Consider the following 24,650-nt stretch of genomic DNA (forward strand, 5'->3'; position numbering starts at 1 on the left):
TTATTCCTTGATCAGCAAGGCAACCGCTTCGCAGGCGATGCCCTCACCGCGCCCGGTGAAGCCGAGCTGCTCGGTGGTAGTGGCCTTCACGTTGACGTCATCCATATGGCACTGCAGATCTTCCGCCAGGAAAACGCGCATCTGCGGGATGTGCGGCGCCATTTTCGGCGCCTGGGCGATAATGGTGATATCGAGGTTACCGAGGCGGTATCCCTTGGCGCGAATGCGTTTCCAGGCTTCGCGCAGCAGTTCGCGGCTGTCGGCGCCTTTGAACGCCGGATCGGTATCGGGGAACAGCTTGCCGATATCGCCCAGCGCCGCCGCGCCCAGCAGGGCATCGGTCGCGGCGTGCAGCGCGACGTCACCGTCGGAGTGGGCCAGCAAACCTTTGTCGTAAGGGATGCGAACACCGCCGATCACCAACGGGCCTTCGCCGCCGAATTTATGTACGTCAAAACCGTGACCGATACGCATGATGCGCTCCTTAATTGTCTAACTGAGTCAAATAGAACGCCGCCAGCGCCAAATCCTCCGGCCGCGTTACTTTAATGTTGTCCGCCCGGCCGGCGATCAGCAGCGGATGATAACCGCAATGCTCCAGCGCCGAGGCTTCGTCGGTGACGTTCGCGCCTTCATCCAGCGCGCGCTGCAGGCACTGCTTGAGCAACGGCAGCGGAAACAGCTGCGGCGTCAGCGCGTGCCACAGATCCTGCCGATCGACGGTATGGGCGATGGTTTCGCGGCCGGGTTCGGCGCGTTTCATGGTGTCGCGCACCGGCGCGGCGAGAATGCCGCCGACCTTGCTGTGTGCGGTAATCGCCAGCAGGCGCTCGAGATCGTCGGCGTGCAGGCAGGGGCGCGCGGCGTCGTGCACCAGCACCCAGTCCGCATCGCCCGCCAGATTCAGCCCGGCCATCACCGAATCCGCGCGCTGCTTGCCGCCCTCGGTGACGATCACCCGCGGATCCTGGGCGATCGGCAACTGTTCGAACTGGCGATCTTCGGGGCCGATCGCCACGATCACCCGCTCGATGCGCGGGTGGCGCAACAGGGCATGGATGGCGTGTTCGACGATACTATGCCGGCCGATAGTTAAATATTGCTTCGGGCATTCCGCCTGCATGCGGCTGCCGATACCGGCAGCGGGCAGGACGGCAATCACCGAGGGAAAGGTGCCTGCGGAGTGATTCATGCGTTATTTTTGTGCGTTGTTTTGCGAGGAAGACGCCGCGTTGCGTCTGGATTGGTCAGGAACCAGACGATAGAAAGTCTCACCGGGCTTGATCATGCCCAGCTCATTACGCGCACGCTCTTCGATCGCTTCCTGTCCGCCGTTCAAATCGTCGATTTCGGCAAACAGCTGATCGTTACGCGCTTTCAACTTGGCGTTGTTGCCCTGCTGGACCGCAACGTCTTCATTGACCCGCACGTAATCGTGAATACCATTTTTGCCCAGCCACAGTGAATACTGTAACCAACCGAGCAATGCCAGCAATAGCAGCGTAAGTTTTCCCATCTCCGCCCCCTGAAAAACCGACCAATCATCCCACAACTTCTCGTTGGACTCCACACTGAGAGCGGCATTTCAACGCCAAATTCAGAATACGGATGAAGGGTTCCCGAGTTTATAACCCAAATCCGCGGCGAAAGCGGCAAAAAAAGCCCCTTTTACCCGACGCGCGCGGCGCGTTTTCCGATGAGAGACACACTGCCCTTCCTCCATTATGCAGCAAGAATCACTGCACCGCCGCTTACCGGCCCATCGCTTACGCCACAGCAATGCAAAAAATGAATATTTACCACCATAGAAAGAATAATCCTCATGCAGTGGTTGCACTTTCATTCATTGAAGCTTATTTTTATGCACTACTAGTGCATAAATAATTCCAATGTATAACCTTTCATTATCGGGGATCGCGATGTTAAAACGTTTAGTTCTGATCGGCGCCTGCCTGGCCGCCACCTTCTCCACCGCCGCGTTGGCGGCTGAACCTACCTACGTCGTCGGCTCCGGCGGCACCTATCGGCCGTTCGAATTTGAAAACAGCCAAAAACAGCTGGAAGGGTTCGACATCGACATCATCAAAGCGGTGGCCAAGGCCGAAGGCTTCCAAATCAAACTGATCAATACGCCGTGGGAAGGGATCTTCGCCACGCTGAATTCCGGCGATCGCGATATCATCATTTCCGGCATCACCATCACCGACAAGCGCAAGCAAATGGTTGATTTCTCTGCGCCTTATTTCCCGGCCGAACAGGCCATCGTCGTGCCGCAAGACTCGACGGTCGATTCCATCGCCGCGCTGAAAGCGCTGAAGGTCGGCGTGGTGAACTCCAGCACCGGCGACATCGTGGTGTCCGATGTGCTGGGCAAAAACAGCACCGCCATCAAGCGCTTCGACAATACGCCGCTGATGCTGCAGGAGCTGTATGAAGACGGCATCGGCGCGGCGGTCGGCGACGTCGGCGTGGCCAAGTTCTATATCAAAACCCACCCTGAGAAGGCCTTCAAGCTGGTGTCCGACGCCAAGTTCGAGCGCCAGTATTTCGGCATCGCCGTCGCCAAAGGCAACGACGAACTGCGTAACAAGATTAACGCCGGCCTGAAGAAGATCGTCGCCGACGGCACCTACGCCAAGATCTACCAAACCTGGTTCGACAGCAACGTACCGACGCTGCCGGCGGAATAATCAACTGGCGCGCCTCAGCGCAGTCGGCCAGCAAATAAACAGGCGTAGCGAGCTAAGTCAGATTGGGTGCGGCCAGCGCACAGCCACCGGAGTGGACACGCAGTCCATGAGGATGGCGAGCACTGCCCAATCCCAAGATGACAACGCGCAGTAGCCTTAACACGCTTAAATAAGGATCTGATCTTGAACTTCCGCTGGGAGATTATCCAGGAATACGCGCCGCTGTTTATGGAAGGCGCCTGGATGACCATCAAATGCACCATTATCTGCGTGCTGCTGGGCACCACCTGGGGATTGATCCTCGGGCTGGGCCGTTTGGCGCAGGCGCCGCACGGCATCTGGAAACCCATACTGCATTACGGCGTTCAGTGGCCGGTGCGCATCTACATCAGCGCCTTTCGCGGCACGCCGCTGTTCGTACAAATCATGGTCGTGCACTTCGCGCTGGTGCCGCTGTTCATCAACCCGCGCGACGGCCTGCTGGTCACCAGCGGCCTGATGAGCGTCGATTTCGCCCGCGCGCTGCGCGCCGACTACGGCGCCTTTCTCTCCTGCGTGGTGGCGATCACGCTCAACGCCGGCGCCTATGTGTCGGAAATCTTCCGCGCCGGGATCCAGTCTATCGACCGCGGCCAAATGGAAGCTTCGCGTTCGCTGGGCATGAGCTACGGCAAGACCATGCGCCAGGTGATCCTGCCGCAGGCCTTCCGCCGCATGCTGCCGCCGCTGGGCAACAACGCCATCGCCATCGTCAAGGATTCGTCGCTGGCCTCCGCCATCGGCCTGGCGGATCTGGCCTATGCCGCCCGCACCGTCTCCGGTGCCTACGCCACCTACTGGGAGCCCTACCTGACCATTTCGCTGGTCTATTGGGTCATCACCTTCCTGCTCTCGCTGCTGGTGCAACACATGGAAAAGAGGTTCGGTAAAAGTGATTCGCGTACATAACCTGCAAAAACAGTTCGGCGAGAGCCACGTGCTGCGCGGCATTTCCTGCCGGATCGCCGCCAACGAAGTGGTATGCGTCATCGGCCCTTCCGGCTCCGGGAAGAGCACCTTCCTGCGCTGCATCAACGCGCTGGAAACGCTCTCCGGCGGCGAGATCGAGGTCAACGGCTTCGCCGTCCACGATCAGAAAACCGACCTGAACAAGATGCGTGAAAGCGTGGGCATGGTGTTCCAGCGCTTCAACCTGTTCCCGCACATGACGGTGTTGGAAAACATCATCATGGCGCCGGTGAGCGTGAAGAAACGGCCGCGCGCCGAAGCCATCGCGCAAGCCGAACAGCTGCTGCGCAAGGTCGGCCTGCTCGACAAGATAGACGCCTACCCCAACAGCCTGTCCGGCGGCCAACAGCAGCGGGTGGCCATCGCCCGCGCGCTGGCGATGGAGCCGAAGATCATGCTGTTCGACGAACCCACCTCCGCGCTCGATCCGGAGCTGGTGGGCGAAGTGTTGGCGGTGATGAAGTCCCTGGCCCACGAGGGCATGACCATGGTGGTGGTCACGCATGAGATGGGCTTTGCCCGCGAGGTGGCCGATCGGGTGCTGTTTATCGATCAGGGGATCATTCAGGAGGAAGGTGCGCCGCAGCAGATCTTCAGCCATCCGGCCAATCCGCGCACACAGGCGTTTCTGAGCAAAGTTTTGTAACCTTCGGCACCGCTTTGCAATCCTTCGGGCGCCGGCATCGGCGCCCGCTCTCTCACCACCCGGTCAAGAAGCTAAACACCAGCCAGAACAGGCACAGCACGATGGCGCCGGTCAGCAACAGCGTCAGGATCAGACGGCCGCGCAACAGCATGCTGAGGGTGATGCCGATCAGCACCGACAGCGGCATCAGCGCCAGGAAGAACGGCCAGGTATAAAGCAGGAAAAACAGCGTGTTGGAACCGTAAACCAGAAACGGCAACGCGAACGCCAGCCAGTAGAAAACAAAGCCGCTGACGCCGCCCAGGAAAGAATAAGAAGGCTCCTCTCTCTCCTGTTTTGACTGCTTGGAGTCGATCAAGATAGGCGTGACATTTTGCATAGTGATCCCTGGTTATTCGGCTCGCTCTGCGGCGGCTTAGAGTAAAAAGCGCATGGCGAAAAACGCCACACGCTTTTTTTGAATTCAGGGTTTGATAATAGCCTGACCACGCAACACGTCTAACAATTGCGCAATCAAATTTGTTACCAATTGTTGGCCATCGAGGTGGATTTCCGGCTGCTGCGGCGCCTCGTAAACCGCGTCGATGCCGGTGAAATTGCGCAGCTCGCCGGCGCGCGCTTTTTTATACAATCCCTTCGGATCGCGCGCCTCGCAGATCGCCAACGGCGTGTCGACGAACACTTCGATAAAGCGATCGTCGCCGAGCATCTCGCGCACCATCTGCCGCTCGGCGCGGTGCGGCGAAATGAACGCGGTCAGCACCACCAGCCCGGCATCCACCATCAGTTTGGCCACTTCCCCCACCCGGCGGATATTCTCGCGCCGATCTTCGTCCGAGAAGCCGAGATCGCGGCACAGGCCGTGGCGCACGTTATCGCCGTCCAGCAGATAGGTGCTGACGCCGAGCCCATGCAGAGCCTGCTCCAGCGCGCCGGCGACGGTGGATTTGCCCGAGCCGGACAGCCCGGTAAACCACAGCACCGCGCCGCGATGGCCATTGCGCGCTTCGCGATCCGCGCGCGTCACCGCGTGCGGATGCCAAACCACGTTCTCATCGTCCGGCCCGGTCGCCCTCAGTTCAGCGGCCACCTTATCGGCCACCGAGCAGATCGCGTGCGCCCCAGTGCGGGAAGTGCTTGCGCACCAGCGCATTCAACTCCAGCTCGAAAGCGCTGAACTCGCCGTGCGCCGCCGGGGTGGCCTGCAGCGTTTCACGCACCAGACCGGCGCCCACCGTGACGTTGCTCATGCGATCGATGAAGATCAGCCCGCCGGTGTCGTGATTGCTCTGATAGCTGTCCAGCACCAGCGGCTCGTCGAAGGTCAGCTCCACCAGGCCGATGCCGTTAAGCGGCAACGTGTCTGCCGGGTGTTGCGCCAGCGTATTGATCTCCACCTGATGGCGGATGCTCTCCACGCGGGCGCGGGTCTTTTTACCGGCGATCTTGATGTCGTAGCTCTGGCCCGGCACCAGCGGCTGCTCGGCCATCCATACCACGTCCACCAGCGCGCTCTGCGCCGCCTGCAGGCTTTCGCCGGCGTCGACCAGCAGATCGCCGCGGCTGATGTCCACCTCATCCTTCAGCACCAGCGTAATCGCCTCGCCCGGCACCGCCTCTTGCAGATCGCCGTCGAAGGTCACGATGCGCGCCACGCTGGACTCCACGCCGGAAGGCAGCACCTTGACCCGTTGCCCCACCCGCACCACGCCGGCGGACAGCGTGCCGGCATAGCCGCGAAAATCGAGGTTCGGGCGGTTGACGTACTGCACCGGGAAGCGCAGCGGCTGGTTTTCTCGCTCGCTGACCACGTCCACGCTCTCCAGCACTTCCAGCAGCGTCGGGCCGCTGTACCACGGCATATGGGCGCTTTCGCTCGCCACGTTGTCGCCGTCCAGCGCCGACAGCGGCACGAATTTGATGTCCAGATCGCCTGGCAGCTGCTGGGCGAAGGTCAGGTAATCCTGTTTGAACTGCTCGAACACCGCTTCCTGGTAGTCCACCAGATCCATCTTGTTCACCGCCACCACCAGATGGCGAATGCCCAGCAGGGTCGCGATAAAGCTGTGGCGGCGAGTCTGGTCCAATACCCCTTTGCGCGCGTCGATCAACAGGATCGCCAGCTCGCAGGTGGAGGCACCGGTGGCCATGTTGCGGGTGTACTGCTCATGCCCCGGGGTATCGGCGATGATAAATTTGCGTTTTTCAGTCGAGAAATAGCGATAGGCCACGTCGATGGTGATGCCCTGCTCGCGCTCGGCCTGCAGGCCGTCCACCAGCAGCGCCAGATCGAGCTTCTCGCCCTGGGTGCCGATGCGTTTGCTGTCGCTGTGCAGCGTCGACAGCTGATCCTCGTAGATCTGGCGGGTATCGTGCAGCAGGCGGCCAATCAGGGTGCTTTTGCCGTCATCGACGCTGCCGCAGGTCAGAAAGCGCAGCAGGCTCTTGTGCTGCTGCGCGTGCAGATAGGATTCGACGCCGCCCTGGTCGGCTATTTGTTGTGCGATTGCGTTGTTCATCCGGCGGCTCCTTAGAAATACCCTTGACGCTTTTTCAGCTCCATCGAGCCGGACTGATCGCGATCGATCATCCGCCCCTGGCGTTCACTGGTGGTGGAGACCAGCATCTCTTCGATGATCTCCGGCAGGGTTTGCGCCTGCGAGTCCACCGCGCCGGTCAGCGGCCAGCACCCCAGGGTGCGGAAACGCACCATGCGCTGGCTGATCACTTCACCCGGCTGCAGATCGATGCGATCGTCGTCCACCATCATCAGCATGCCGTCGCGCTCCACCACCGGGCGAGGTTTCGCCAGGTACAGCGGCACGATGTCGATCTTTTCCAGGAAGATGTACTGCCAGATATCCAGCTCGGTCCAGTTCGACAGCGGGAAGACGCGGATGCTCTCCCCTTTGTTGATCTGGCCGTTGTAGTTGTGCCACAGCTCCGGCCGCTGGTTTTTCGGATCCCAGCGGTGGAAGCGATCGCGGAACGAATAGATGCGCTCTTTGGCGCGCGATTTCTCCTCGTCGCGTCGCGCACCGCCGAAGGCGGCGTCGAAACCATACTTGTTCAACGCCTGCTTCAGGCCCTCGGTCTTCATGATGTCGGTATGCTTGGCGCTGCCGTGCACGAACGGGTTGATGCCCATCGCCACCCCTTCCGGGTTTTTATGCACCAGCAGCTCGAAGCCGTACTCCTTCGCGGTGCGATCGCGGAATTCGTACATTTCGCGGAACTTCCAGCCGGTATCGACGTGCAGCAGCGGGAACGGCAACGTACCGGGGAAGAACGCCTTGCGCGCCAGATGCAGCATCACGGAAGAGTCTTTACCGATGGAATACAGCATCACCGGGTTGGCGAATTCAGCGGCGACTTCACGGATGATATGGATACTCTCCGCCTCCAATTGCCGCAAATGAGTGAGTCGTTTTTCGTCCATAACAGATCCTTAAAAGCCTTGCCTATGCCAAATTCACGACGGCCGGGCGCGCGGCCCCTTCCGTCTGCGATTGATGCCCGAACCAGGCGATTTGATGGTGCAGTTCCACCACTTCGCCAATCACCAACAGCGCCGGCAGCGGCGCCCGTTGGGCCAGATGTTCCAGTTGATCCAGCGTGCCGATCTGCACCTGCTGATCGGCGCGCGTGCCGCGGCTGATCACCGCCACCGGCGTATCGGCAGCGCGGCCGTGGGCGATCAGGCGTTGGCTGATGTCCGCCGCCTTCATGGTGCCCATGTAGATAGCCAGCGTCTGCCGCGCCCGGGCCAGATCGGCCCAGTCCAGGCCATCGCCGTCGGGGCGGCAGTGGCCGGTGATAAAGGTCACGCTCTGCGCGTGGTCGCGGTGCGTCAGCGGAATGCCGGCGTAGGCGGTCGCCCCCGCGGCGGCCGTGACGCCCGGCACCACCTGAAACGGAATGCCGGCGGCGGCGGCCACCTGCAGCTCTTCGCCGCCGCGGCCAAAGATGAACGGATCCCCGCCCTTCAGGCGCACCACGCGTTTGCCCTGCTGCGCCAGCTCCACCAGCAGCCGGTTGGTCTCTTCCTGGATCACCGAGTGCGCGCCGGCGCGCTTGCCCACGCAGATGCGCTCGGCGTCGCGGCGCACCAGATCGAGGATCTCGCCGCTGACCAGGTGGTCATACAGCACCACGTCCGCCTGCTGCATCACCTGCAGCCCGCGCAGGGTCAACAGCCCCACGTCGCCTGGCCCGGCGCCCACCAGGGCTATCTCGCCCTGCACGCCTTCATCGCCTGCGGCGAAGCTTTGCAAATCCTGCTCCAGCTGCCGCTCCGCCTGCGCCGTCTGGCCGTTGGCCACCAGCGTGGCGAAACGGCCGCCGAAGGTTTTCTCCCAGAAACGACGACGTTCGCCGATCGAGGCCAGCCGCTGTTTGGCCTGGCCGCGCCAGCGGCCCGCCACCTGCGCCATCTGCCCCAAACTGGCGGGCAGCAACGCCTCCAGCTTTTCGCGCAGCAACCGCGCCAGCACCGGCGCCTGGCCGCTGGACGACACCGCCACCACCAGCGGCGAGCGATCGATGATCGACGGGAAGATGAACGAACAGCGCGGCTGATCGTCCACCACGTTGGCCAACACCCGGCGTTTATCCGCCTCGGCGAACACCGCGGCATTCAGCGCGTTGTCGTCCGTGGCGGCGATCGCCAGAAACACGTCGTCCAGCTGTTGCGGGTCAAAGGTTTTCCCCAGCCAGAGCAGTTGCCCTTGCTGACGTTGTTGTTCCAGTTCCGGTGAGAGCGACTGCGCAACTATCCGTATTTCAGCCCCGGCGCGCTGAAGCAGATCGACTTTGCGCGCAGCCACGTCACCGCCGCCAACGACCAGCACCGGACGTTGTTTCAGATCGGCGAATATTGGTAGATAGTCCACAACAGCCTTTTCATATAACAGAAAGATAGTGTGACTATACGGGCTGAGATTTAGCCTCTGAAATGACGAAAAGGAATGATTAGTTCCTTTATGGAATATAGGCCGCAACGCCAGAGGCAAACGGTGATAACTGCGGCGACGGTTTGCGCATTCGCGCGAAAATTAAGAGACGGGGAAATTGTGTAATGCCGCCCGGCGTCTCATACTGGGTGCCGAAGAAAAATGATCGGCAGCGCCGATAGCAAAGAAGGATTTTTCGGTATGTTTTCCCGTTTTTACCTGAAGACCAGCCTGCTGGCCCTCGCACTCGGCGGCGTCTTCAGCGTTTGTGCCGCACAGCCCGCAAAAGACGCGCCAATGGGCCGTTTCGCCGCCGAACAGACCCGCCACATCGCCACTTACTTCCCCGGCCGCATGGCGGGCAGCCCGGCCGAATTGCTCACCGCCGACTACCTGAAGCAGCAGTTCAGCAAGATGGGTTATCAAAGCGATATTCGCAGCGTCAACACGCGCTATCTCTACACCAGCAAAGACGGCAAGAAGAATTGGAACAACGTCACCGCCAGCTCGGTGATCGCCGCCCGCAACGGCGACAGCCCGAAACAAATAGTGATTGTCGCCCACTTCGACACCTACACGCCGCAGAGCGACGAAGACCTGGATAACAACCTCGGCGGCCTGACGCTGCAGGGCGTCGACGACAACGCCTCCGGCATCGGCGTGATGCTGGAGTTGGCGGAGCGACTGAAGAGCATCCCCACCGCCTACGGCCTGCGCTTCGTCGCCACCAGTGCCGAAGAGCTCGGCTCGCTGGGCGCACAGAACTACCTGCAACGCATGAGTGCGGAAGAGAAAAGCAACACCGTGCTGGTGATCAACCTCGACAGCCTGATCACCGGCGATCGTCTGTACTTCAACGCCGGGCGCAACACGCCGCCGCAAATGGCGAAACGCTCCCGCGATCGCGCGCTGGATATCGCCCACCGCTACGGCATCGCCGCCGCCAGCAATCCGGGCAGCGCCCAGCATCCGAAGGGCACCGGCTGCTGCTCCGATCAAGAGGTGTTCGACGCCGCAGGCATCCCGGTGCTGTCGGTGGAGGCCACCAACTGGTCGCTGGGCGACAAGGACGGCTACCAGCAGCGCGCCGTCAGCCCGCACTTCCCGCAGGGCATCACCTGGCACCGCCCGCAGTACGACAACCTGCAGTATCTGGATCGCTATCTGCCGGGGCGGATCGACAAACGCAGCCGCGAAAGCGTGCAGATCCTGCTACCGCTGATCAAAGAGCTGGCGCAGGCGCACCCACCGAAAGCACAGAAGAAAAAGTAGCCCGCAAAAAAACAGGGCCCAGCATTGCTGAGCCCCGTCATGTTGATCGCGCCGTTTAGCCTTCGTGCAGGCCGCACTCGCGCTTCAGGCCGAAGAAACGCGTCTCTTCCTCGCTCATGCCCGGCTCCCACTTCTGGGTGGTGTGGGTATCGCCTACCGACAGGTAGCCCTGCTCCCACAGCGGGTGATAGCTCAGCCCATGTTCGGTCAGGTACTGGTAAATCTTGCGGTTGTCCCAGTCGATGATCGGCAGGATCTTGAACACCCCGCGCTGCACCGCCAGCACCGGCAGATTGGCGCGGCTGCCGGACTGCTCGCGCCGCAGGCCGGCGAACCAGCTCTGCGCCCCCAGCGTCTCCAGCGCGCGGTTCATCGGCTCGACCTTGTTGATCTGGTTGTACTTCTCAATCCCTTCCACGCCCTGCTCCCACAGTTTGCCGTAGCGCGCCTCTTGCCAGGCGGGAGACTGTTCGGCGCGGAACACCTGCAGATTCAGCTTCAGCTGGTCGGTCAGTTGATCGATAAAGCGGTAGGTTTCCGGGAACAGGTAACCGGTGTCGGTCAGGATCACCGGGATATCCGGCCGGATGCGCGTCACCAGGTGCAGGCATACCGCCGCCTGAATGCCGAAACTGGACGAGAGTACGAACTCGCCGGGCAGATGCTCCAGCGCCCATGCAACGCGCTGTTCGGCGCTGAGGGTCTCCAGTTGGCCGTTGACCACCGCCAATGCCAGCGCCTGCCCGGATTTGGGCAACGCGTTCAGCGCCGCCAGATCGAATTCAGCCATGTTGTCTCTCCTGCTACTTGAAATTACCTGTGCGGCCCCTCTGCCCCAGGGGCCGCCCGGCCTCACTCCCAGAAATCTCGCGCCGGATCCAGCACCGGTTTGACGATGCCCGCGCGGATGGTGAAGTCGCCGAAGCCTTCGCCGGCGTTGCGCTCCTTCGCCCAGCGCCCCACCAACAGGTCGATCTCGCTCAGGATCTCGTCTTCGTTGATGTTCTCGCGGTACATGCGCGGAATGCGCGTGCCTTCGCGGTTGCCGCCCAAATGCAGGTTATAGCGGCCGACCGCCTTGCCCACCAGCCCCAGCTCCGCCAACAGCGCGCGGCCGCAGCCGTTTGGGCAGCCGGTGATGCGCAGCACGATATGCTCGTCACCCACCCCGTGCCGATGCATGATCCCTTCCACCTTGGTGACGAACTGCGGCAGGAAGCGCTCGGCCTCCGCCATCGCCAACGGGCAGGTCGGGAACGATACGCAGGCCATCGAGTTCTTGCGTTGCTCACTGATCTCGTCGTCGATCAGGCCATGATCGCGCGCCAGGGCTTCGATCTTCGCCTTCTCGCTTTCCGGCACGCCGGCGATGATCACGTTTTGGTTCGCCGTCAGACGGAAGTCGCCTTTATGGATCTTGGCGATCTCCGCCATACCGGTCTTCAGCGGGCGCCCCGGATAGTCCAGCAGGCGGCCGTTCTCGATAAACAGCGTCAGGTGCCATTGATCGTCGATGCCCTTCACCCAACCGATGCGATCGCCGCGGCCGGTGAATTCATACGGCCGGATCGGCGCGAAGGTGATACCGGCGCGCTTTTCCACTTCGGCGCGGAAAACGTCCACCCCGACGCGCTCCAGCGTGTATTTGGTTTTGGCGTTCTTGCGATCGGTGCGGTTGCCCCAGTCGCGCTGCGTGGTCACCACCGCTTCCGCCACCGCCAGCGTATGCTCGAGCGGAATGTAGCCGAATTCGCTGGCCTGCCGCGCGTAGGTCTTCTTGTTGCCGTGTTCGATGGACAGCCCGCCGCCCACCAGCAGGTTGAAGCCTACCAGCTTGCCGTTTTCGGCGATCGCCACGAAGTTCATGTCGTTGGCGTGCAGATCGACGTCGTTCTGCGGCGGGATCACCACCGTGGTTTTGAATTTGCGCGGCAGGTAGGTCGGCCCCAGAATCGGCTCTTCGTCGGTGGTGGCCACCTTCTCCTGATCCAGCCACACCTCAGCGTAGGCGCGGGTGCGCGGCAGCAGGTGTTCGGAGATCTTCTTCGCCCACTCGTAGGCTTCCTGATGCAGCTCGGATTCCACCGGGTTGGAGGTGCACAGCACGTTGCGGTTGACGTCGTTGGCGGTCGCCAACGCGTCCAGCCCCAGGCGGTTCAGCAGCTGGTGCACCGGTTTGACGTTGCCTTTCAGAATGCCGTGAAACTGGAACGTCTGGCGGTTGGTGATGCGAATGCTGCCGTACAGCGTGCTCTCCTGCGCGAACTTGTCGATGCCCAGCCACTGCTGCGGGCTGATGATGCCGCCCGGCAGGCGGCAGCGCAGCATCATGGCGTGGCGCGGCTCCAGCTTCTGCTCGGCACGTTCGGCGCGAATGTCGCGGTCATCCTGCTGGTACATGCCGTGGAAACGGATCAGCAGGAAGTTGTCGCCGTTGAAGCCGCCGGTCAGGCCGTCGTTCAAATCTTCGGCGATGGTGCCGCGCAGGAAGTTGCTCTCCTTCTTCATGCGCTCCGCATCGGCCAGTTTGCCTTCGACTACCAAAGGCCCGGGGTGTTTATCACTCATCAGTAAACATCTCGCTGATAACGGCGCTCAAGGCGCAGCTCACTTAAAAATTCATCCGCCTGCTCGGTATCCATGCCACCGTGCTCGGCCACCAGTTCCAGTAATGTGTTTTCCACGTCTTTCGCCATGCGATTGGCATCGCCGCAGACGTAAATGTGCGCGCCTTCCTGAATCCAGCGCCACACTTCCGCGCCCTGTTCGCGCAGTTTGTCTTGTACGTATATTTTATGTTGCTGGTCGCGGGACCAGGCCAGATCGATGCGGGTCAGCAGGCCGTCTTTCACGTAGCGCTGCCATTCGACCTGATACAGGAAATCTTCGGTGAAGTGCGGGTTGCCGAAGAACAGCCAGTTTTTGCCGCCGGCGCCGTCGGCGTCGCGCTGCTGCATAAAGGCGCGGAACGGCGCGATGCCGGTGCCCGGGCCAATCATGATCACCGGCGTTTCCGGGTTGGCCGGCAGGCGGAAGTTGTCGTTGTGTTCGATAAACACCCGCACGTCGCCGTCTTCCTCCAGGCGATCCGCCAGGAAGCCGGAGGCGCCGCCGCTGCGGGCGCGCCCGTCGATGTCGTAACGCACCACGCCCACGGTGATGTGGACTTCGCTTTCGTTCTCCGCCTGCGAAGAGGCGATGGAGTACAGACGCGGCGTCAGCGGGCGCAGCAGGCCGACCAGCTGTTCGGCGCTCAGATCCGCCGGCGCCTGACGCACCATGTCGACGATCGGCGTGTTGTGCGCGTACTGCTGCAGCGCGACTTTATCCGCCAGCAGGCCGATCAGCGTTTCGTCGCGCGACAGCGCGGCGTATTTATCGACGATCGGCGTGGTGTTCTGCGTCAGCTCGAAATGGCTGCGCAGCGCCTGCGCCAGCGGCAGGGTTTGCCCTTCCACCTCGACCGGCTCGTCGCCTTTCAGCCACAACAGCTGCACCAGTTCGTCCACCAGCGCCGGATCGTTGTCGAACCATACGCCGAGCGCATCGCCCGGCTGATAGCGCAGGCCGGAGTCGCCCAGATCGATTTCGATATGGCGCACGTCTTTATCCGACGCGCGGCCGGTAATTTTCTGATTGACCGCAAGCTGGGCGGTAAGCGGTTGTTCCTTGCTGTACGGGCTGCTGTCGATCAGATCGACCGCACCGCTGGCCAACACGCCCGGTGCGGCGCTTTCCGCCGGCGCGCGCGCCTTCAGCACCGACACCACCTGTTTACGCCAGGCGACGGCCAGTTCCTGGTACTCCACGTCGGCGTCCACGCGCTCCACCAGGCGCTCGGCCCCCAGCTCGGCCAGCTTGCCGTCGAAATCCTTACCAGACTGGCAGAAATTCTCATAAGAGGTGTCACCCAGCCCGAACACCGCAAAAGCGGTGTCATTCAGCTTCGGCGCCTTCTTCGAGAACAGGAATTTATGCAGCGCCACCGCTTCTTCCGCCGGCTCGCCTTCCCCCTGCGTAGAGGCGACGATCACCAGCAGGCGCTCTTGAGCTATCTGCTTGAACTTGTAGTCGCCGGCGCTGATCAGCGTGGCGCTCAGATTGGCGGCCAGCAGATCGTCGCGCAGCTGCTCCGCCAGGCGGCGCGCATTGCCGGTCTGCGAAGCGGAAATGATGGTGATGCCGGCGGCAGCCGCAGGGGCGACAGGCGCAATGGCCACGGCTCCGGGCTGTTGATTGACCATGCCCCAAAAATAGCCGGACAGCCACGCCAGCTGCGTCGGCGAATAGTCGCCGATCGTCGCCTGCAAGCGCGCCAGCTGTTCGGGCGTCAGCGGGAGCAAAGATGTTGGAGGAGCCTGAGTCGTCATTGCTGTACTTATTTCCTATACTTAGCGCCTTTCCTGCCAGGCGCGCGCCAGTGTCAGTCGCTGTCTCTTCGCTGCGTCGGGTGTGCGGAAAAGATCAGGAGAGTTTGTAAGGTTACCGAGCAGAATAGCAACGATTAAATAAGGGATAGCAATAAATCATAACCAAAATGACTAAGCTGTTTTTCCGGTAAGAGATAACGCTTAAACCGTTAAACAAAGTTTTTTATCCAGATGAAATTAAAGCGCTTTTTTTCATCGTTTTTTCACCGTTCAACATTTCGGCTCATTACCCCAGCCGATAGGTGCCGCAAACACCAAACAAAAAAAGTGTTAACCGGGCGCGGTTATCGCGGCGCTAGACCATAACGGTATAAATGGCAAGCAGACGCGCTTTCCGGTACTATGCGGCGGTTTTTGAGTCAATGAGGCCGTAATAATGGCAACCACGCTGTTTAAAGATTTTCAGTTTGAAGCCGCACACCGTTTGCCCCACGTGCCGGAGGGCCATAAGTGTGGCCGTCTGCATGGGCATTCGTTTATGGTGCGTCTGGAAGTGACCGGTGAAGTGGATCCCCACACCGGTTGGGTGATGGATTTCGCCGAGCTCAAGGCTGTGTTTTCCCCGATCTGGGAGCGGCTGGATCACCATTATCTGAACGATATTCCAGGATTGGAAAATCCCACCAGCGAAGTGCTCGCCGCCTGGATTTGGCAGCAGCTCAAGCCCCAGTTGCCGGAACTGACTGCGGTGATGGTGAAAGAGACCTGTACTGCGGGATGCGTATATAAAGGTTAAAAGAAAGGGCGCCCAAGGGCGCCCTGATTTTAGGCGATGTTCAGATACTTGTGGGTCTGCATCGACAGCCGCCAGTTGCGCGCGATGCAGGTTTCGATGCACAGGCGGGTCGCCTCTTCTTTCTGGCTGATCGGCTGCAGCGCAATAATCCGTGCCTTGTCGTCCTGCAGCGTCGCCAACAGCGCGTCCAGCGCCTCGATGTCGCGCTCGCGCGCCACCGGATGCTTCACCTCGTCGGCGCGCCGCAGCGCCTGATCCAGCACCTTCATGCCGCCGCGCATATTCACCTTCGGCGAAACCGTCACCCAGGTGTTGGCGGAACAGCGCACCTCGTGGGTGCCGCTGGTCTCAATCTGGCAGCCATAACCATGCTGTTCGAACAGCTCGGTCAGCGGCGCCAGATCGTAGATGCAGGGTTCGCCGCCGGTGATCACCACATGGCGCGCGGTGTAACCTTGTTGGCGCATCACCGCCAACAGCTGCTCGGCGCTGGCGTTGCCCCAGGCGTCGCTCTCTTCTGTTTTGACCAGGATCCGTTGCAGGTCGACTTCCCGATTGGCTTCCTTTTCCCAGGTATGTTTGGTGTCGCACCAACTGCACCCTACCGGGCAGCCCTGCAAGCGGATAAAAATGGCCGGCACGCCGGTGAAAAAGCCTTCGCCCTGCAAGGTTTGGAACATCTCATTGATCGGGTACTGCATCGGTTTCTCAATCTGGAAAAGTAAAAAGCGATTATCGCAGATTCCAGCCCGGCGACCAAACGGCCAACATTGTATTAAATTTTATTCTCCGCGCCGCCGCCAGCATATCTCACCACCCACGGCGTTCATTTAATTTGTGAGTCGGGCTTTGGCCTTTCATTCACGGTGTAACCTGCTTCGCAAAAACAACATTTATTTAACGCATAAGATAAATATATTTGACATAAAGCGCCGACGCGCAGATGTATATACAAGCAAACACAAGCCGAGCGTCAGTTTCGGCCACGTTCCATCCATCACGACTACATCTGCGTTTAGAGGGTGCCATGACTCATTCCACCAGCGAGTTGAACATTCAGCAGGCCATCGACGACAGCAAGTTTTCGCTGTTTCACTGGACCCTGATCATTCTCGGATTCCTGATCCTCGCCATCGACGGTTTCGATACCGCCGCCATGGGCTATATCGCCCCCTCGGTCGCCAAAGACTGGGGCATCGTCAAACAGGATCTGGGGCCGGTGCTGAGCGCCGCGCTGCTGGGGCTGTCGCTCGGCGCGCTGATCGCCGGGCCAATCTCCGATCGCATCGGCCGCAAGCGCGTGCTGGTGTTTTCCTGTCTGTTCTTCGGCCTGTCGAGCCTGGCCACCGCCTACGCCGGCTCGCTCAACAGCCTGACGCTGTGGCGCTTTCTCACCGGCCTCGGGCTGGGAGCGGCGATGCCCAACGCCATCACGCTGATCTCCGAATACGCGCCGCAGCGCTGCCGTTCGCTGGCGATCAACACCATGTATTGCGGTTTTCCGCTGGGCGCGGCCGGCGGCGGCGCCATTTCATCGTGGCTGATCCCGAGCTACGGCTGGCACAGCGTGCTGCTGCTCGGCGCCATTGCGCCGCTGGCGTTGACGGTTTTGCTGATCCTGCTGCTGCCGGAATCAGTCAAATACATGGTCAACCGCGGGCAGGATGCGGCGAAGATCAAGCGCATCGCACAGCGCTTCGTCAGCCAGAGCCTGGACGGCGTGACGCGTTTTTACCTGTACGAAGAGAAGCTGACGCACACCAAGACCAGCGTCGGCCTGCTGTTCAGCCGCCCTTACCTGCTCGGCACGCTGATGCTGTGGCTGACCTACTTTATGGGGCTGGTAATCTACTACGTGTTGCTGAGCTGGATGCCGATCCTGATGCAGGGGCTGGGTTACCAGCTGGAGCAATCGGCGATGCTCACCTCGCTGTTCACCTTCGGCGGCACGCTTGGCATCCTGGTGGCCGGCTGGCTGATGGATCGCTGGAACGCGCATAAGGTGGTCTCGAGCGGCTTTGTCGCCACTGCCCTGCTGATCGTGGCGATGGCGACCGAGGACAAACACATCGTGCTGCTGGGCGCCTTCATCTTCCTGATGGGCGTCACCATGAACGGCGCGCAGTCCGGGCTGCAAACGCTGGCGGCCACCTTCTACCCCACCCACAGCCGCGCCACCGGCATCGCCTGGATGCAGGGCATCGGCCGCTTCGGCGGCGTCGCCGGCACCATGATGGGCGCCCAACTGCTGGCGATGCAGTGGGAGGTGCAGAGCATCCTGATGTTCCTGTGCGTGCCGGCGCTGATCGCCGCCATCGCCACGGTATGCAAAATGAGCCGCAAACCGACGCTACAACCGGCGGCCTGACCCTGGCAAGCCCGCCACCGACGGCGGGCTTTTTCCCTGCGGCGATAGGGTTTGTTTATCCTCTGGCCGCAACTGTAATCAGTCTGTAAAAATATTGTGACTAGCCGCCCAAAAATGAGTCATTTTTAATTCATTTTTGCCGAACAGCTCACTTTTCTCCGGTTTTCCATACATGAAGCCGGCGATAAAAAATCGCATATCAAACTGATATAAAAAGAAAATAACTTTTTCTTATGCCACTTTTAAGCGGCAACTGGTCAGTGTTGCATATGCTTGTACATACAAGTATATGTTAATAAACCCTACGCATTGTTATGCCGTGGTACTCATCCCCCACCGCGGCATGGAATCTGCACCGATACTGTTTGAGGAAACTGCTGTGACTACAAATAACAAAGTTCGCAATGTCGATGTACGCGCGCCACGCGGCACACAATTAAACGCAAAAAGCTGGCTGACCGAAGCGCCGTTACGCATGCTGATGAACAACCTCGATCCTGAAGTTGCGGAGAACCCACACGAGCTGGTGGTGTACGGCGGCATCGGCCGCGCCGCGCGCGACTGGGATTGCTACGACAAGATCGTCGAAACGCTGAAAACGCTGGAGGAAGACGAAACCCTGCTGGTGCAGTCCGGCAAGCCGGTCGGCGTCTTCAAAACCCACAGCAACGCGCCGCGTGTGCTGATCGCCAACTCCAACCTGGTGCCCCACTGGGCAACCTGGGAACACTTCAACGAGCTGGACGCCAAAGGCCTGGCCATGTACGGCCAGATGACCGCCGGCAGTTGGATCTACATCGGCAGCCAGGGCATCGTTCAGGGCACCTATGAGACCTTCGTCGAAGCGGGCCGCCAGCATTACGACGGCAGCCTGCAGGGCCGCTGGGTGCTGACCGCCGGCCTGGGCGGCATGGGTGGCGCGCAGCCGCTGGCCGCGACGCTGGCGGGCGCCTGCTCGCTGAACATCGAATGTCAGCAGAGCCGCATCGATTTCCGCCTGAAAACCCGCTACGTCGATGAGCAGGCTAAAGATTTGGACGACGCGCTGGCACGCATCAAAAAATACACCTCGGAAGGCAAAGCCATCTCCATCGCCCTGTGCGGCAACGCGGCGGAAATCCTGCCTGAGCTGGTTCGCCGCGGCGTGCGCCCGGACATGGTCACCGATCAGACCAGCGCCCACGATCCGCTGAACGGCTACCTGCCGAAAGGTTGGAGCTGGGAAGAATATCGCCAGCGCGCCCAGACCGAGCCGGCCAAAGTGGTCGCCGCCGCCAAGCAGTCGATGGCCGATCACGTCAAAGCCATGCTGGCCTTCCAGCAGATGGGCGTGCCGACCTTCGACTACGGCAACAACATCCGCCAGATGGCGAAAGAAACCGGCGTCGACAACGCCTTCGACTTCCCGGGCTTCGTGCCGGCCTACATCCGTCCGCTGTTCTGCCGCGGCATCGGGCCATTCCGCTGGGCGGCGCTGTCCGGCGATCCGCAGGACATCTACAAAACCGACGCCATGGTGAAAGAGCTGATCCCGGATGACGAACACCTGCACCGCTGGCTGGACATGGCGCGCGAGCGCATCAGCTTCCAGGGCCTGCCGGCGCGCATCTGCTGGGTTGGCCTCGGCCAGCGCGCCAAGCTGGGCCTGGCGTTCAACGAAATGGTGCGCCGCGGCGAACTGTCCGCCCCGATCGTCATCGGCCGCGATCACCTAGATTCCGGCTCCGTTTCCAGCCCGAACCGTGAAACCGAAGCGATGAAAGACGGCTCCGATGCGGTTTCCGACTGGCCGTTGCTCAACGCCCTGCTGAACACCGCCAGCGGCGCCACCTGGGTTTCCCTGCACCACGGCGGCGGCGTCGGCATGGGCTTCTCCCAACACTCCGGCATGGTGATCGTCTGCGACGGCACCGACGAAGCCGCCGAGCGCATCGCCCGCGTCCTGCACAATGACCCGGCTACCGGGGTCATGCGTCACGCCGACGCCGGTTACGATATCGCTATCGACTGCGCCCGTGAGCAAGGCCTGAATCTGCCGATGGTTGCCGCGACCCAAGGAGAAAAAGCATGAAAGCGCTGACTATTCGCCCGGGCAAACTGACGCTGGCCCAGCTACGCGACGTCTATCAACACCCGGTGACGCTGACGCTGGACGACAACGCCTACGCGCCAATCCAGCAGAGCGTGGCCTGCGTGGAACGCATCGTTGAAGAAAACCGCACCACTTACGGCATCAATACCGGGTTTGGCCTGCTGGCTTCGACGCGCATCGCCCGCGACGATCTGGAAAACCTGCAGCGTTCGATCGTGCTGTCGCACGCCGCCGGCGTGGGCGAGCCGACCGACGACAACCTGGTGCGCCTGATCATGGTGCTGAAGATCAACAGCCTGTCGCGCGGCTTCTCCGGCATTCGTCTGGAAGTCATTCAGGCGCTGATCGCGCTGGTCAACGCCGAAGTTTATCCGCATATTCCGCTGAAAGGCTCCGTCGGCGCCTCCGGCGACCTGGCGCCGCTGGCGCACATGAGCCTGGTGCTGCTGGGCGAAGGCCAGGCGCGCCATCAGGGCCAATGGCTGCCGGCGACCGAAGCGCTGGCCAAGGCCGGCCTGAAACCGCTGACGCTGGCGGCGAAAGAGGGCCTGGCGCTGCTGAACGGCACCCAAGTCTCCGCCGCCTTCGCACTGCGCGGCCTGTTCGATGCCGAAGATCTGTTCGCCGCCGCGACCGTGGCGGGCAGCCTGACGGTGGAAGCGGCGCTGGGCTCTCGCAGCCCGTTCGATGCGCGCATCCACGAGGTGCGCGGCCAGCGCGGCCAGATCGACGCCGCCCTCGCCTACCGCCACCTGCTCGGCGCGCGCAGCGAAGTCTCCGACTCGCATCGCAACTGCGAAAAAGTGCAGGATCCTTACTCCCTGCGCTGCCAGCCGCAGGTGATGGGCGCCTGCCTGACGCAGATCCGCCAGGCCGCCGAGGTGCTGGAAATTGAAGCCAACGCCGTCTCGGATAACCCGCTGGTGTTCGCCGAACAGGGCGACGTGCTGTCCGGCGGCAACTTCCACGCCGAGCCGGTGGCGATGGCCGCCGATAACCTGGCGCTGGCGTTCGCCGAAATCGGTTCGCTGTCCGAGCGCCGCATCTCGCTGATGATGGACAAGCACATGTCGCAACTGCCACCGTTCCTGGTGGAAAACGGCGGCGTGAACTCCGGCTTCATGATCGCCCAGGTGACCGCCGCGGCGCTGGCCAGCGAAAACAAAGCGCTGGCGCACCCGTCGAGCGTCGACAGCATTCCGACCTCCGCCAACCAGGAAGACCACGTTTCCATGGCGCCGGCCGCCGGTCGCCGCCTGTGGATCATGGCGGACAACGTGCGCGGCATTCTGGCGGTCGAATGGCTGGCCGCCTGCCAGGGCCTGGATTTCCGCAACGGCCTGAAGACCTCGGAAGGTCTGGAGCAGGCGCGCCGCCTGCTGCGCGAGCATGTCAGTTTCTACGACAAGGATCGTTTCTTCGCCCCCGACATTGAAGCCGCCAGCCAACTCTTGGCGGCCGGTCACCTGACATCGCTGCTGCCTGCGGCGCTGCTGCCTAGCCAGGCATAATCATCACACACTGAATCACGCAGTTTGTTCTGCCCCGCCGGGTGCGTTCCACCCGGCGCGGGCAGCGCGTGCCTGTTCGGCAAACACTTAACGGGAAGCAACATGCGTAACGAAACAACACAACTCAGACGCGGACTAAACGCGCGGCACATCCGTTTCATGGCTCTCGGCTCGGCGATCGGCACCGGCCTGTTCTACGGCTCCGCCGGCGCCATCCAGCTGGCCGGCCCGGCCGTGCTGCTGGCCTACCTGGTGGGCGGCGCGGCGGTGTTCATGGTGATGCGCGCGCTGGGTGAAATGGCGGTGCACCAGCCGGTTTCCGGCTCGTTCGGCCACTACGCCAGCCACTATCTCGGCCCGCTGGCCGGGTTCCTCACCGGTTGGACCTACACCTTCGAAATGGTGATCGTCGCCCTGGCAGACGTCACCGCCTTCGGCATTTATATGGGGCTGTGGTTCCCGGACGTCGCCCAGTGGGTCTGGGTGCTCAGCATCATTCTGTTTATCGGCGCGCTCAATTTGTGCAGCGTCAAGGTGTTCGGCGAGCTGGAATTCTGGCTGTCGCTGGTCAAGGTCGCCGCCATCGTGGCGATGATCGTCGGCGGCGCGGCGGTGATGCTGTTCGGCTTCGGCCAAGCCCAGCACGCTACCGGTATCAGTAACCTGTGGCAGCACGGCGGCTTTATGCCTAACGGCATCGGCGGCGTGGTCGCGTCATTGGCGGTGGTGATGTTCGCCTTCGGCGGCATCGAGATCATCGGCATTACCGCCAGCGAGGCGAAAGACCCTGCCAAAGTGCTGCCGAAAGCGATCAACGCCGTGCCAGTGCGCATCCTGCTGTTTTACGTGCTGACGCTGACGGTGCTGATGGCGATCTACCCGTGGAACAGCATCGGCCAGAACGGCAGCCCGTTCGTTGAGATCTTCAGCAACCTCGGCATCAGCTCCGCCGCCAACGTGCTGAACGTGGTGGTGATCACCGCCGCCATCTCGGCCATCAACAGCGACATCTTCGGCGCCGGCCGCATGATGTACGGCATGGCGCAGGACGGCCAGGCGCCGCGCAGCTTCACCAAACTGACCGCCAGCGGCGTGCCGTGGATGACGGTGCTGGTGATGTCGGTCGCCCTGCTGCTGGCGGTGGTGCTCAACTACCTGATCCCGGAGAAGGTCTTCATGATCATCGCCTCGATCGCCACCTTCGCCACCGTCTGGGTGTGGCTGATGATCCTGCTGTCGCAGATCGTCATGCGCCGCACGCTGTCGCCGGAAGAAACTCGTCAGTTGAGCTTCCCGGTGCCATGGTGGCCGGTGGCGCCGGCATTGGCGACCGCATTTATGGCATTCGTCATCGGCCTGCTCGGTTACTTCGAAGAGAGCCGCATCGCGCTGTACGTCGGGCTGGTGTGGATCGCTTTACTCACCGTGGCTTACTGGCTGTGGGTGCGCAAGAAAGGCGGGGGTTCACCGGTGACCGCGGCAACGCAACAGATGTAACGCTCGCTTCTGATAAAACCCGCTGCGGCGGGTTTTTTAATGCGCTTTTGGCCAAACGCTGGCCATAAAAAAACCCGCCGCAGCGGGTTTTTATTTAGCAACCGAATCGGTCGAACTTACTGGCCTTTAACTTCTTTCAGGCCGTTGAATGGCGCACGGTCACCCAGCGCTTCTTCGATACGGATCAGTTGGTTGTACTTGGCAACGCGGTCAGAACGGCTCATGGAACCGGTTTTGATCTGGCCAGCCGCAGTCCCTACCGCCAGGTCGGCGATGGTCGCGTCTTCGGTTTCACCGGAACGGTGAGAGATCACCGCGGTGTAGCCGGCGTCTTTCGCCATCTTGATAGCCGCCAGAGTTTCGGTCAGAGAACCGATCTGGTTGAATTTGATCAGGATGGAGTTAGCGATGCCTTTCTCGATTCCTTCTTTCAGGATCTTGGTGTTGGTAACAAACAGATCGTCGCCCACCAGCTGGATTTTGTCGCCCAGAACTTTGGTCTGGTAAGCGAAGCCCGCCCAGTCGGATTCATCCAGGCCGTCTTCGATAGACACGATTGGGTACTGTTTGGTCAGATCTTCCAGGAAGTGAGTGAACTCTTCGGAAGTGAAGGCTTTGTTGCCTTCGCCGGCCAGCACGTATTTACCGTCTTTGTAGAATTCGGAAGCCGCGCAGTCCATCGCCAGAGTGACGTCTTTGCCCAGCTCGTAGCCCGCCGCTTTTACCGCTTCAGCGATAACCGCCAGCGCTTCGGCGTTGGAACCCAGGTTTGGCGCGTAGCCGCCTTCGTCGCCCACGGCGGTGTTCATGCCTTTGGCTTTCAGAACTTTCGCCAGGTGGTGGAACACTTCAGAACCGATGCGCACCGCTTCTTTCAGGGTTTTCGCGCCAACCGGCTGAATCATGAATTCCTGAATGTCGACGTTGTTGTCAGCGTGCTCGCCGCCGTTGATGATGTTCATCATCGGCAGTGGCATGGAGAATTTGCCTGGGGTGCCGTTCAGTTCAGCGATGTGCTCGTACAGCGGCATACCTTTAGAGGCTGCAGCCGCTTTCGCTGCTGCCAGGGAAACCGCCAGAATGGCGTTGGCGCCGAAGTTGGATTTGTTTTCGGTGCCGTCCAGCTCGATCATGATCTTGTCGATGTTCGCCTGGTCTTTGGCATCTTTACCCAGTACTGCCTGAGCAATCGGACCGTTTACTGCAGCAACGGCTTTCAGTACGCCTTTACCCAGGAAACGAGACTTGTCACCGTCACGCAGTTCCAGCGCTTCGCGGGAACCGGTAGAAGCACCTGACGGCGCAGCAGCCAGGCCGACGAAACCGCCTTCCAGATGAACTTCGGCTTCAACAGTCGGGTTACCGCGGGAGTCGATGATTTCACGACCGATGACTTTAACGATTTTGGACATTAGGTTTTCCTCAGTACAAGTTAAACTAAAACTCCA

22 protein-coding genes are annotated in these 24,650 nt (G+C 61.1%); 9 read left to right on the forward strand and 13 right to left on the reverse strand.

The features are described 5' to 3' along the window. From ispF to ftsB, 3 genes are read right to left on the reverse strand one after another with little or no spacing between them, the layout of a single operon-like run. Positions 1–474, reverse strand: coding sequence for a 2-C-methyl-D-erythritol 2,4-cyclodiphosphate synthase (gene ispF / locus ACJ8PI_RS13930; RefSeq protein WP_004932594.1), 474 nt, complete (start codon positions 472–474; stop codon positions 1–3). A gap of 10 nt (positions 475–484) precedes the next feature. Further along, positions 485–1,192, reverse strand: coding sequence for a 2-C-methyl-D-erythritol 4-phosphate cytidylyltransferase (gene ispD / locus ACJ8PI_RS13935; protein ID WP_033649254.1), 708 nt, complete (start codon positions 1,190–1,192; stop codon positions 485–487). Positions 1,193–1,195: 3 nt separating this feature from the next. After that, positions 1,196–1,516, reverse strand: coding sequence for a cell division protein FtsB (ftsB, locus tag ACJ8PI_RS13940; RefSeq protein ID WP_016929043.1), 321 nt, complete (start codon positions 1,514–1,516; stop codon positions 1,196–1,198). A 403-nt stretch (positions 1,517–1,919) separates the two neighbouring features. Between ftsB and ACJ8PI_RS13945 the strand changes: the two genes are divergently transcribed. The 3 genes from ACJ8PI_RS13945 (at position 1,920) to ACJ8PI_RS13955 (ending at position 4,344) form a co-directional block, all read left to right on the forward strand. Continuing rightward, positions 1,920–2,690, forward strand: coding sequence for a basic amino acid ABC transporter substrate-binding protein (locus ACJ8PI_RS13945; protein ID WP_033637160.1), 771 nt, complete (start codon positions 1,920–1,922; stop codon positions 2,688–2,690). A gap of 180 nt (positions 2,691–2,870) precedes the next feature. Continuing rightward, positions 2,871–3,638 (forward strand): amino acid ABC transporter permease, encoded by a 768-nt coding sequence (locus ACJ8PI_RS13950; RefSeq protein WP_086556831.1) that lies wholly within the window; start codon positions 2,871–2,873, stop codon positions 3,636–3,638. After that, complete coding sequence (locus ACJ8PI_RS13955) at positions 3,622–4,344, forward strand: amino acid ABC transporter ATP-binding protein (RefSeq protein ID WP_039568894.1); 723 nt, start codon at positions 3,622–3,624, stop codon at positions 4,342–4,344. The genes ACJ8PI_RS13950 and ACJ8PI_RS13955 overlap by 17 nt, the downstream gene beginning before the upstream one ends. Positions 4,345–4,396: 52 nt before the next feature. Here ACJ8PI_RS13955 and ACJ8PI_RS13960 read toward each other — a convergent pair whose 3' ends face one another. The 5 genes from ACJ8PI_RS13960 to cysG all read right to left on the reverse strand — a co-directional run bounded on the left by ACJ8PI_RS13960 (position 4,397) and on the right by cysG (position 9,236). Beyond that, positions 4,397–4,723, reverse strand: coding sequence for a DUF3561 family protein (locus ACJ8PI_RS13960; protein ID WP_004932611.1), 327 nt, complete (start codon positions 4,721–4,723; stop codon positions 4,397–4,399). Positions 4,724–4,807: 84 nt separating this feature from the next. Continuing rightward, complete coding sequence (gene cysC, locus ACJ8PI_RS13965) at positions 4,808–5,497, reverse strand: adenylyl-sulfate kinase (RefSeq protein ID WP_077791443.1); 690 nt, start codon at positions 5,495–5,497, stop codon at positions 4,808–4,810. Further along, positions 5,436–6,863: a sulfate adenylyltransferase subunit CysN gene (gene cysN, locus ACJ8PI_RS13970; RefSeq protein WP_442528120.1), complete on the reverse strand. Its 1,428-nt coding sequence runs from the start codon at positions 6,861–6,863 to the stop codon at positions 5,436–5,438. Before cysN ends, cysC begins: the two co-directional genes overlap by 62 nt. Positions 6,864–6,874: 11 nt before the next feature. Further along, on the reverse strand, positions 6,875–7,783 hold the full coding sequence (gene cysD / locus ACJ8PI_RS13975) for a sulfate adenylyltransferase subunit CysD (protein ID WP_004932620.1): 909 nt from the start codon (positions 7,781–7,783) through the stop codon (positions 6,875–6,877). A 22-nt stretch (positions 7,784–7,805) separates the two neighbouring features. Beyond that, positions 7,806–9,236: a siroheme synthase CysG gene (cysG, locus tag ACJ8PI_RS13980; RefSeq protein WP_060422416.1), complete on the reverse strand. Its 1,431-nt coding sequence runs from the start codon at positions 9,234–9,236 to the stop codon at positions 7,806–7,808. 261 nt (positions 9,237–9,497) lie between these two features. On the opposite strand from cysG, the gene ACJ8PI_RS13985 reads away from it, so the two are divergent. Then, positions 9,498–10,568: an aminopeptidase gene (locus ACJ8PI_RS13985; protein ID WP_049196060.1), complete on the forward strand. Its 1,071-nt coding sequence runs from the start codon at positions 9,498–9,500 to the stop codon at positions 10,566–10,568. A gap of 55 nt (positions 10,569–10,623) precedes the next feature. On the opposite strand, the gene ACJ8PI_RS13990 is transcribed toward ACJ8PI_RS13985, so the two are convergent. From ACJ8PI_RS13990 to cysJ, 3 genes are all read right to left on the reverse strand, one after another. Beyond that, positions 10,624–11,358 carry a phosphoadenylyl-sulfate reductase gene (locus ACJ8PI_RS13990; protein WP_016929052.1) on the reverse strand — a complete coding sequence of 245 codons (735 nt, stop codon included), beginning with the start codon at positions 11,356–11,358 and terminating at the stop codon, positions 10,624–10,626. A 62-nt stretch (positions 11,359–11,420) separates the two neighbouring features. Further along, entirely contained in the window at positions 11,421–13,136 is a 1,716-nt protein-coding gene (gene cysI, locus ACJ8PI_RS13995) for an assimilatory sulfite reductase (NADPH) hemoprotein subunit (RefSeq protein ID WP_060427205.1), read from the reverse strand. After that, on the reverse strand, positions 13,136–14,938 hold the full coding sequence (cysJ, locus tag ACJ8PI_RS14000) for an NADPH-dependent assimilatory sulfite reductase flavoprotein subunit (protein WP_060430870.1): 1,803 nt from the start codon (positions 14,936–14,938) through the stop codon (positions 13,136–13,138). The genes cysI and cysJ overlap by 1 nt, the downstream gene beginning before the upstream one ends. 436 nt (positions 14,939–15,374) lie before the next feature. Between cysJ and queD the strand changes: the two genes are divergently transcribed. Further along, positions 15,375–15,734 carry a 6-carboxytetrahydropterin synthase QueD gene (gene queD, locus ACJ8PI_RS14005; RefSeq protein WP_004932638.1) on the forward strand — a complete coding sequence of 120 codons (360 nt, stop codon included), beginning with the start codon at positions 15,375–15,377 and terminating at the stop codon, positions 15,732–15,734. A 29-nt stretch (positions 15,735–15,763) separates the two neighbouring features. On the opposite strand, the gene queE is transcribed toward queD, so the two are convergent. After that, positions 15,764–16,435, reverse strand: coding sequence for a 7-carboxy-7-deazaguanine synthase QueE (gene queE, locus ACJ8PI_RS14010; protein ID WP_041033308.1), 672 nt, complete (start codon positions 16,433–16,435; stop codon positions 15,764–15,766). Between the two features lie 326 nt (positions 16,436–16,761). Between queE and ACJ8PI_RS14015 the strand changes: the two genes are divergently transcribed. The 4 genes from ACJ8PI_RS14015 (at position 16,762) to ACJ8PI_RS14030 (ending at position 23,202) form a co-directional block, all read left to right on the forward strand. Beyond that, positions 16,762–18,102: an MFS transporter gene (locus tag ACJ8PI_RS14015; protein ID WP_033637149.1), complete on the forward strand. Its 1,341-nt coding sequence runs from the start codon at positions 16,762–16,764 to the stop codon at positions 18,100–18,102. A 379-nt stretch (positions 18,103–18,481) separates the two neighbouring features. Next, on the forward strand, positions 18,482–20,173 hold the full coding sequence (gene hutU, locus ACJ8PI_RS14020) for a urocanate hydratase (RefSeq protein WP_025159649.1): 1,692 nt from the start codon (positions 18,482–18,484) through the stop codon (positions 20,171–20,173). After that, positions 20,170–21,705 carry a histidine ammonia-lyase gene (gene hutH, locus ACJ8PI_RS14025; protein ID WP_033637148.1) on the forward strand — a complete coding sequence of 512 codons (1,536 nt, stop codon included), beginning with the start codon at positions 20,170–20,172 and terminating at the stop codon, positions 21,703–21,705. The genes hutU and hutH overlap by 4 nt, the downstream gene beginning before the upstream one ends. A 102-nt stretch (positions 21,706–21,807) precedes the next feature. Continuing rightward, positions 21,808–23,202: an amino acid permease gene (locus ACJ8PI_RS14030; RefSeq protein ID WP_033652933.1), complete on the forward strand. Its 1,395-nt coding sequence runs from the start codon at positions 21,808–21,810 to the stop codon at positions 23,200–23,202. Positions 23,203–23,318: 116 nt separating this feature from the next. Here ACJ8PI_RS14030 and eno read toward each other — a convergent pair whose 3' ends face one another. Beyond that, entirely contained in the window at positions 23,319–24,614 is a 1,296-nt protein-coding gene (gene eno / locus ACJ8PI_RS14035) for a phosphopyruvate hydratase (RefSeq protein WP_033637140.1), read from the reverse strand. Positions 24,615–24,650: the final 36 nt, after the last annotated feature.

The sequence above is a fragment of the Serratia sp. CY82433 genome (assembly GCF_052166535.1).
Classification (GTDB): Bacteria; Pseudomonadota; Gammaproteobacteria; order Enterobacterales; family Enterobacteriaceae; genus Serratia; species Serratia sarumanii.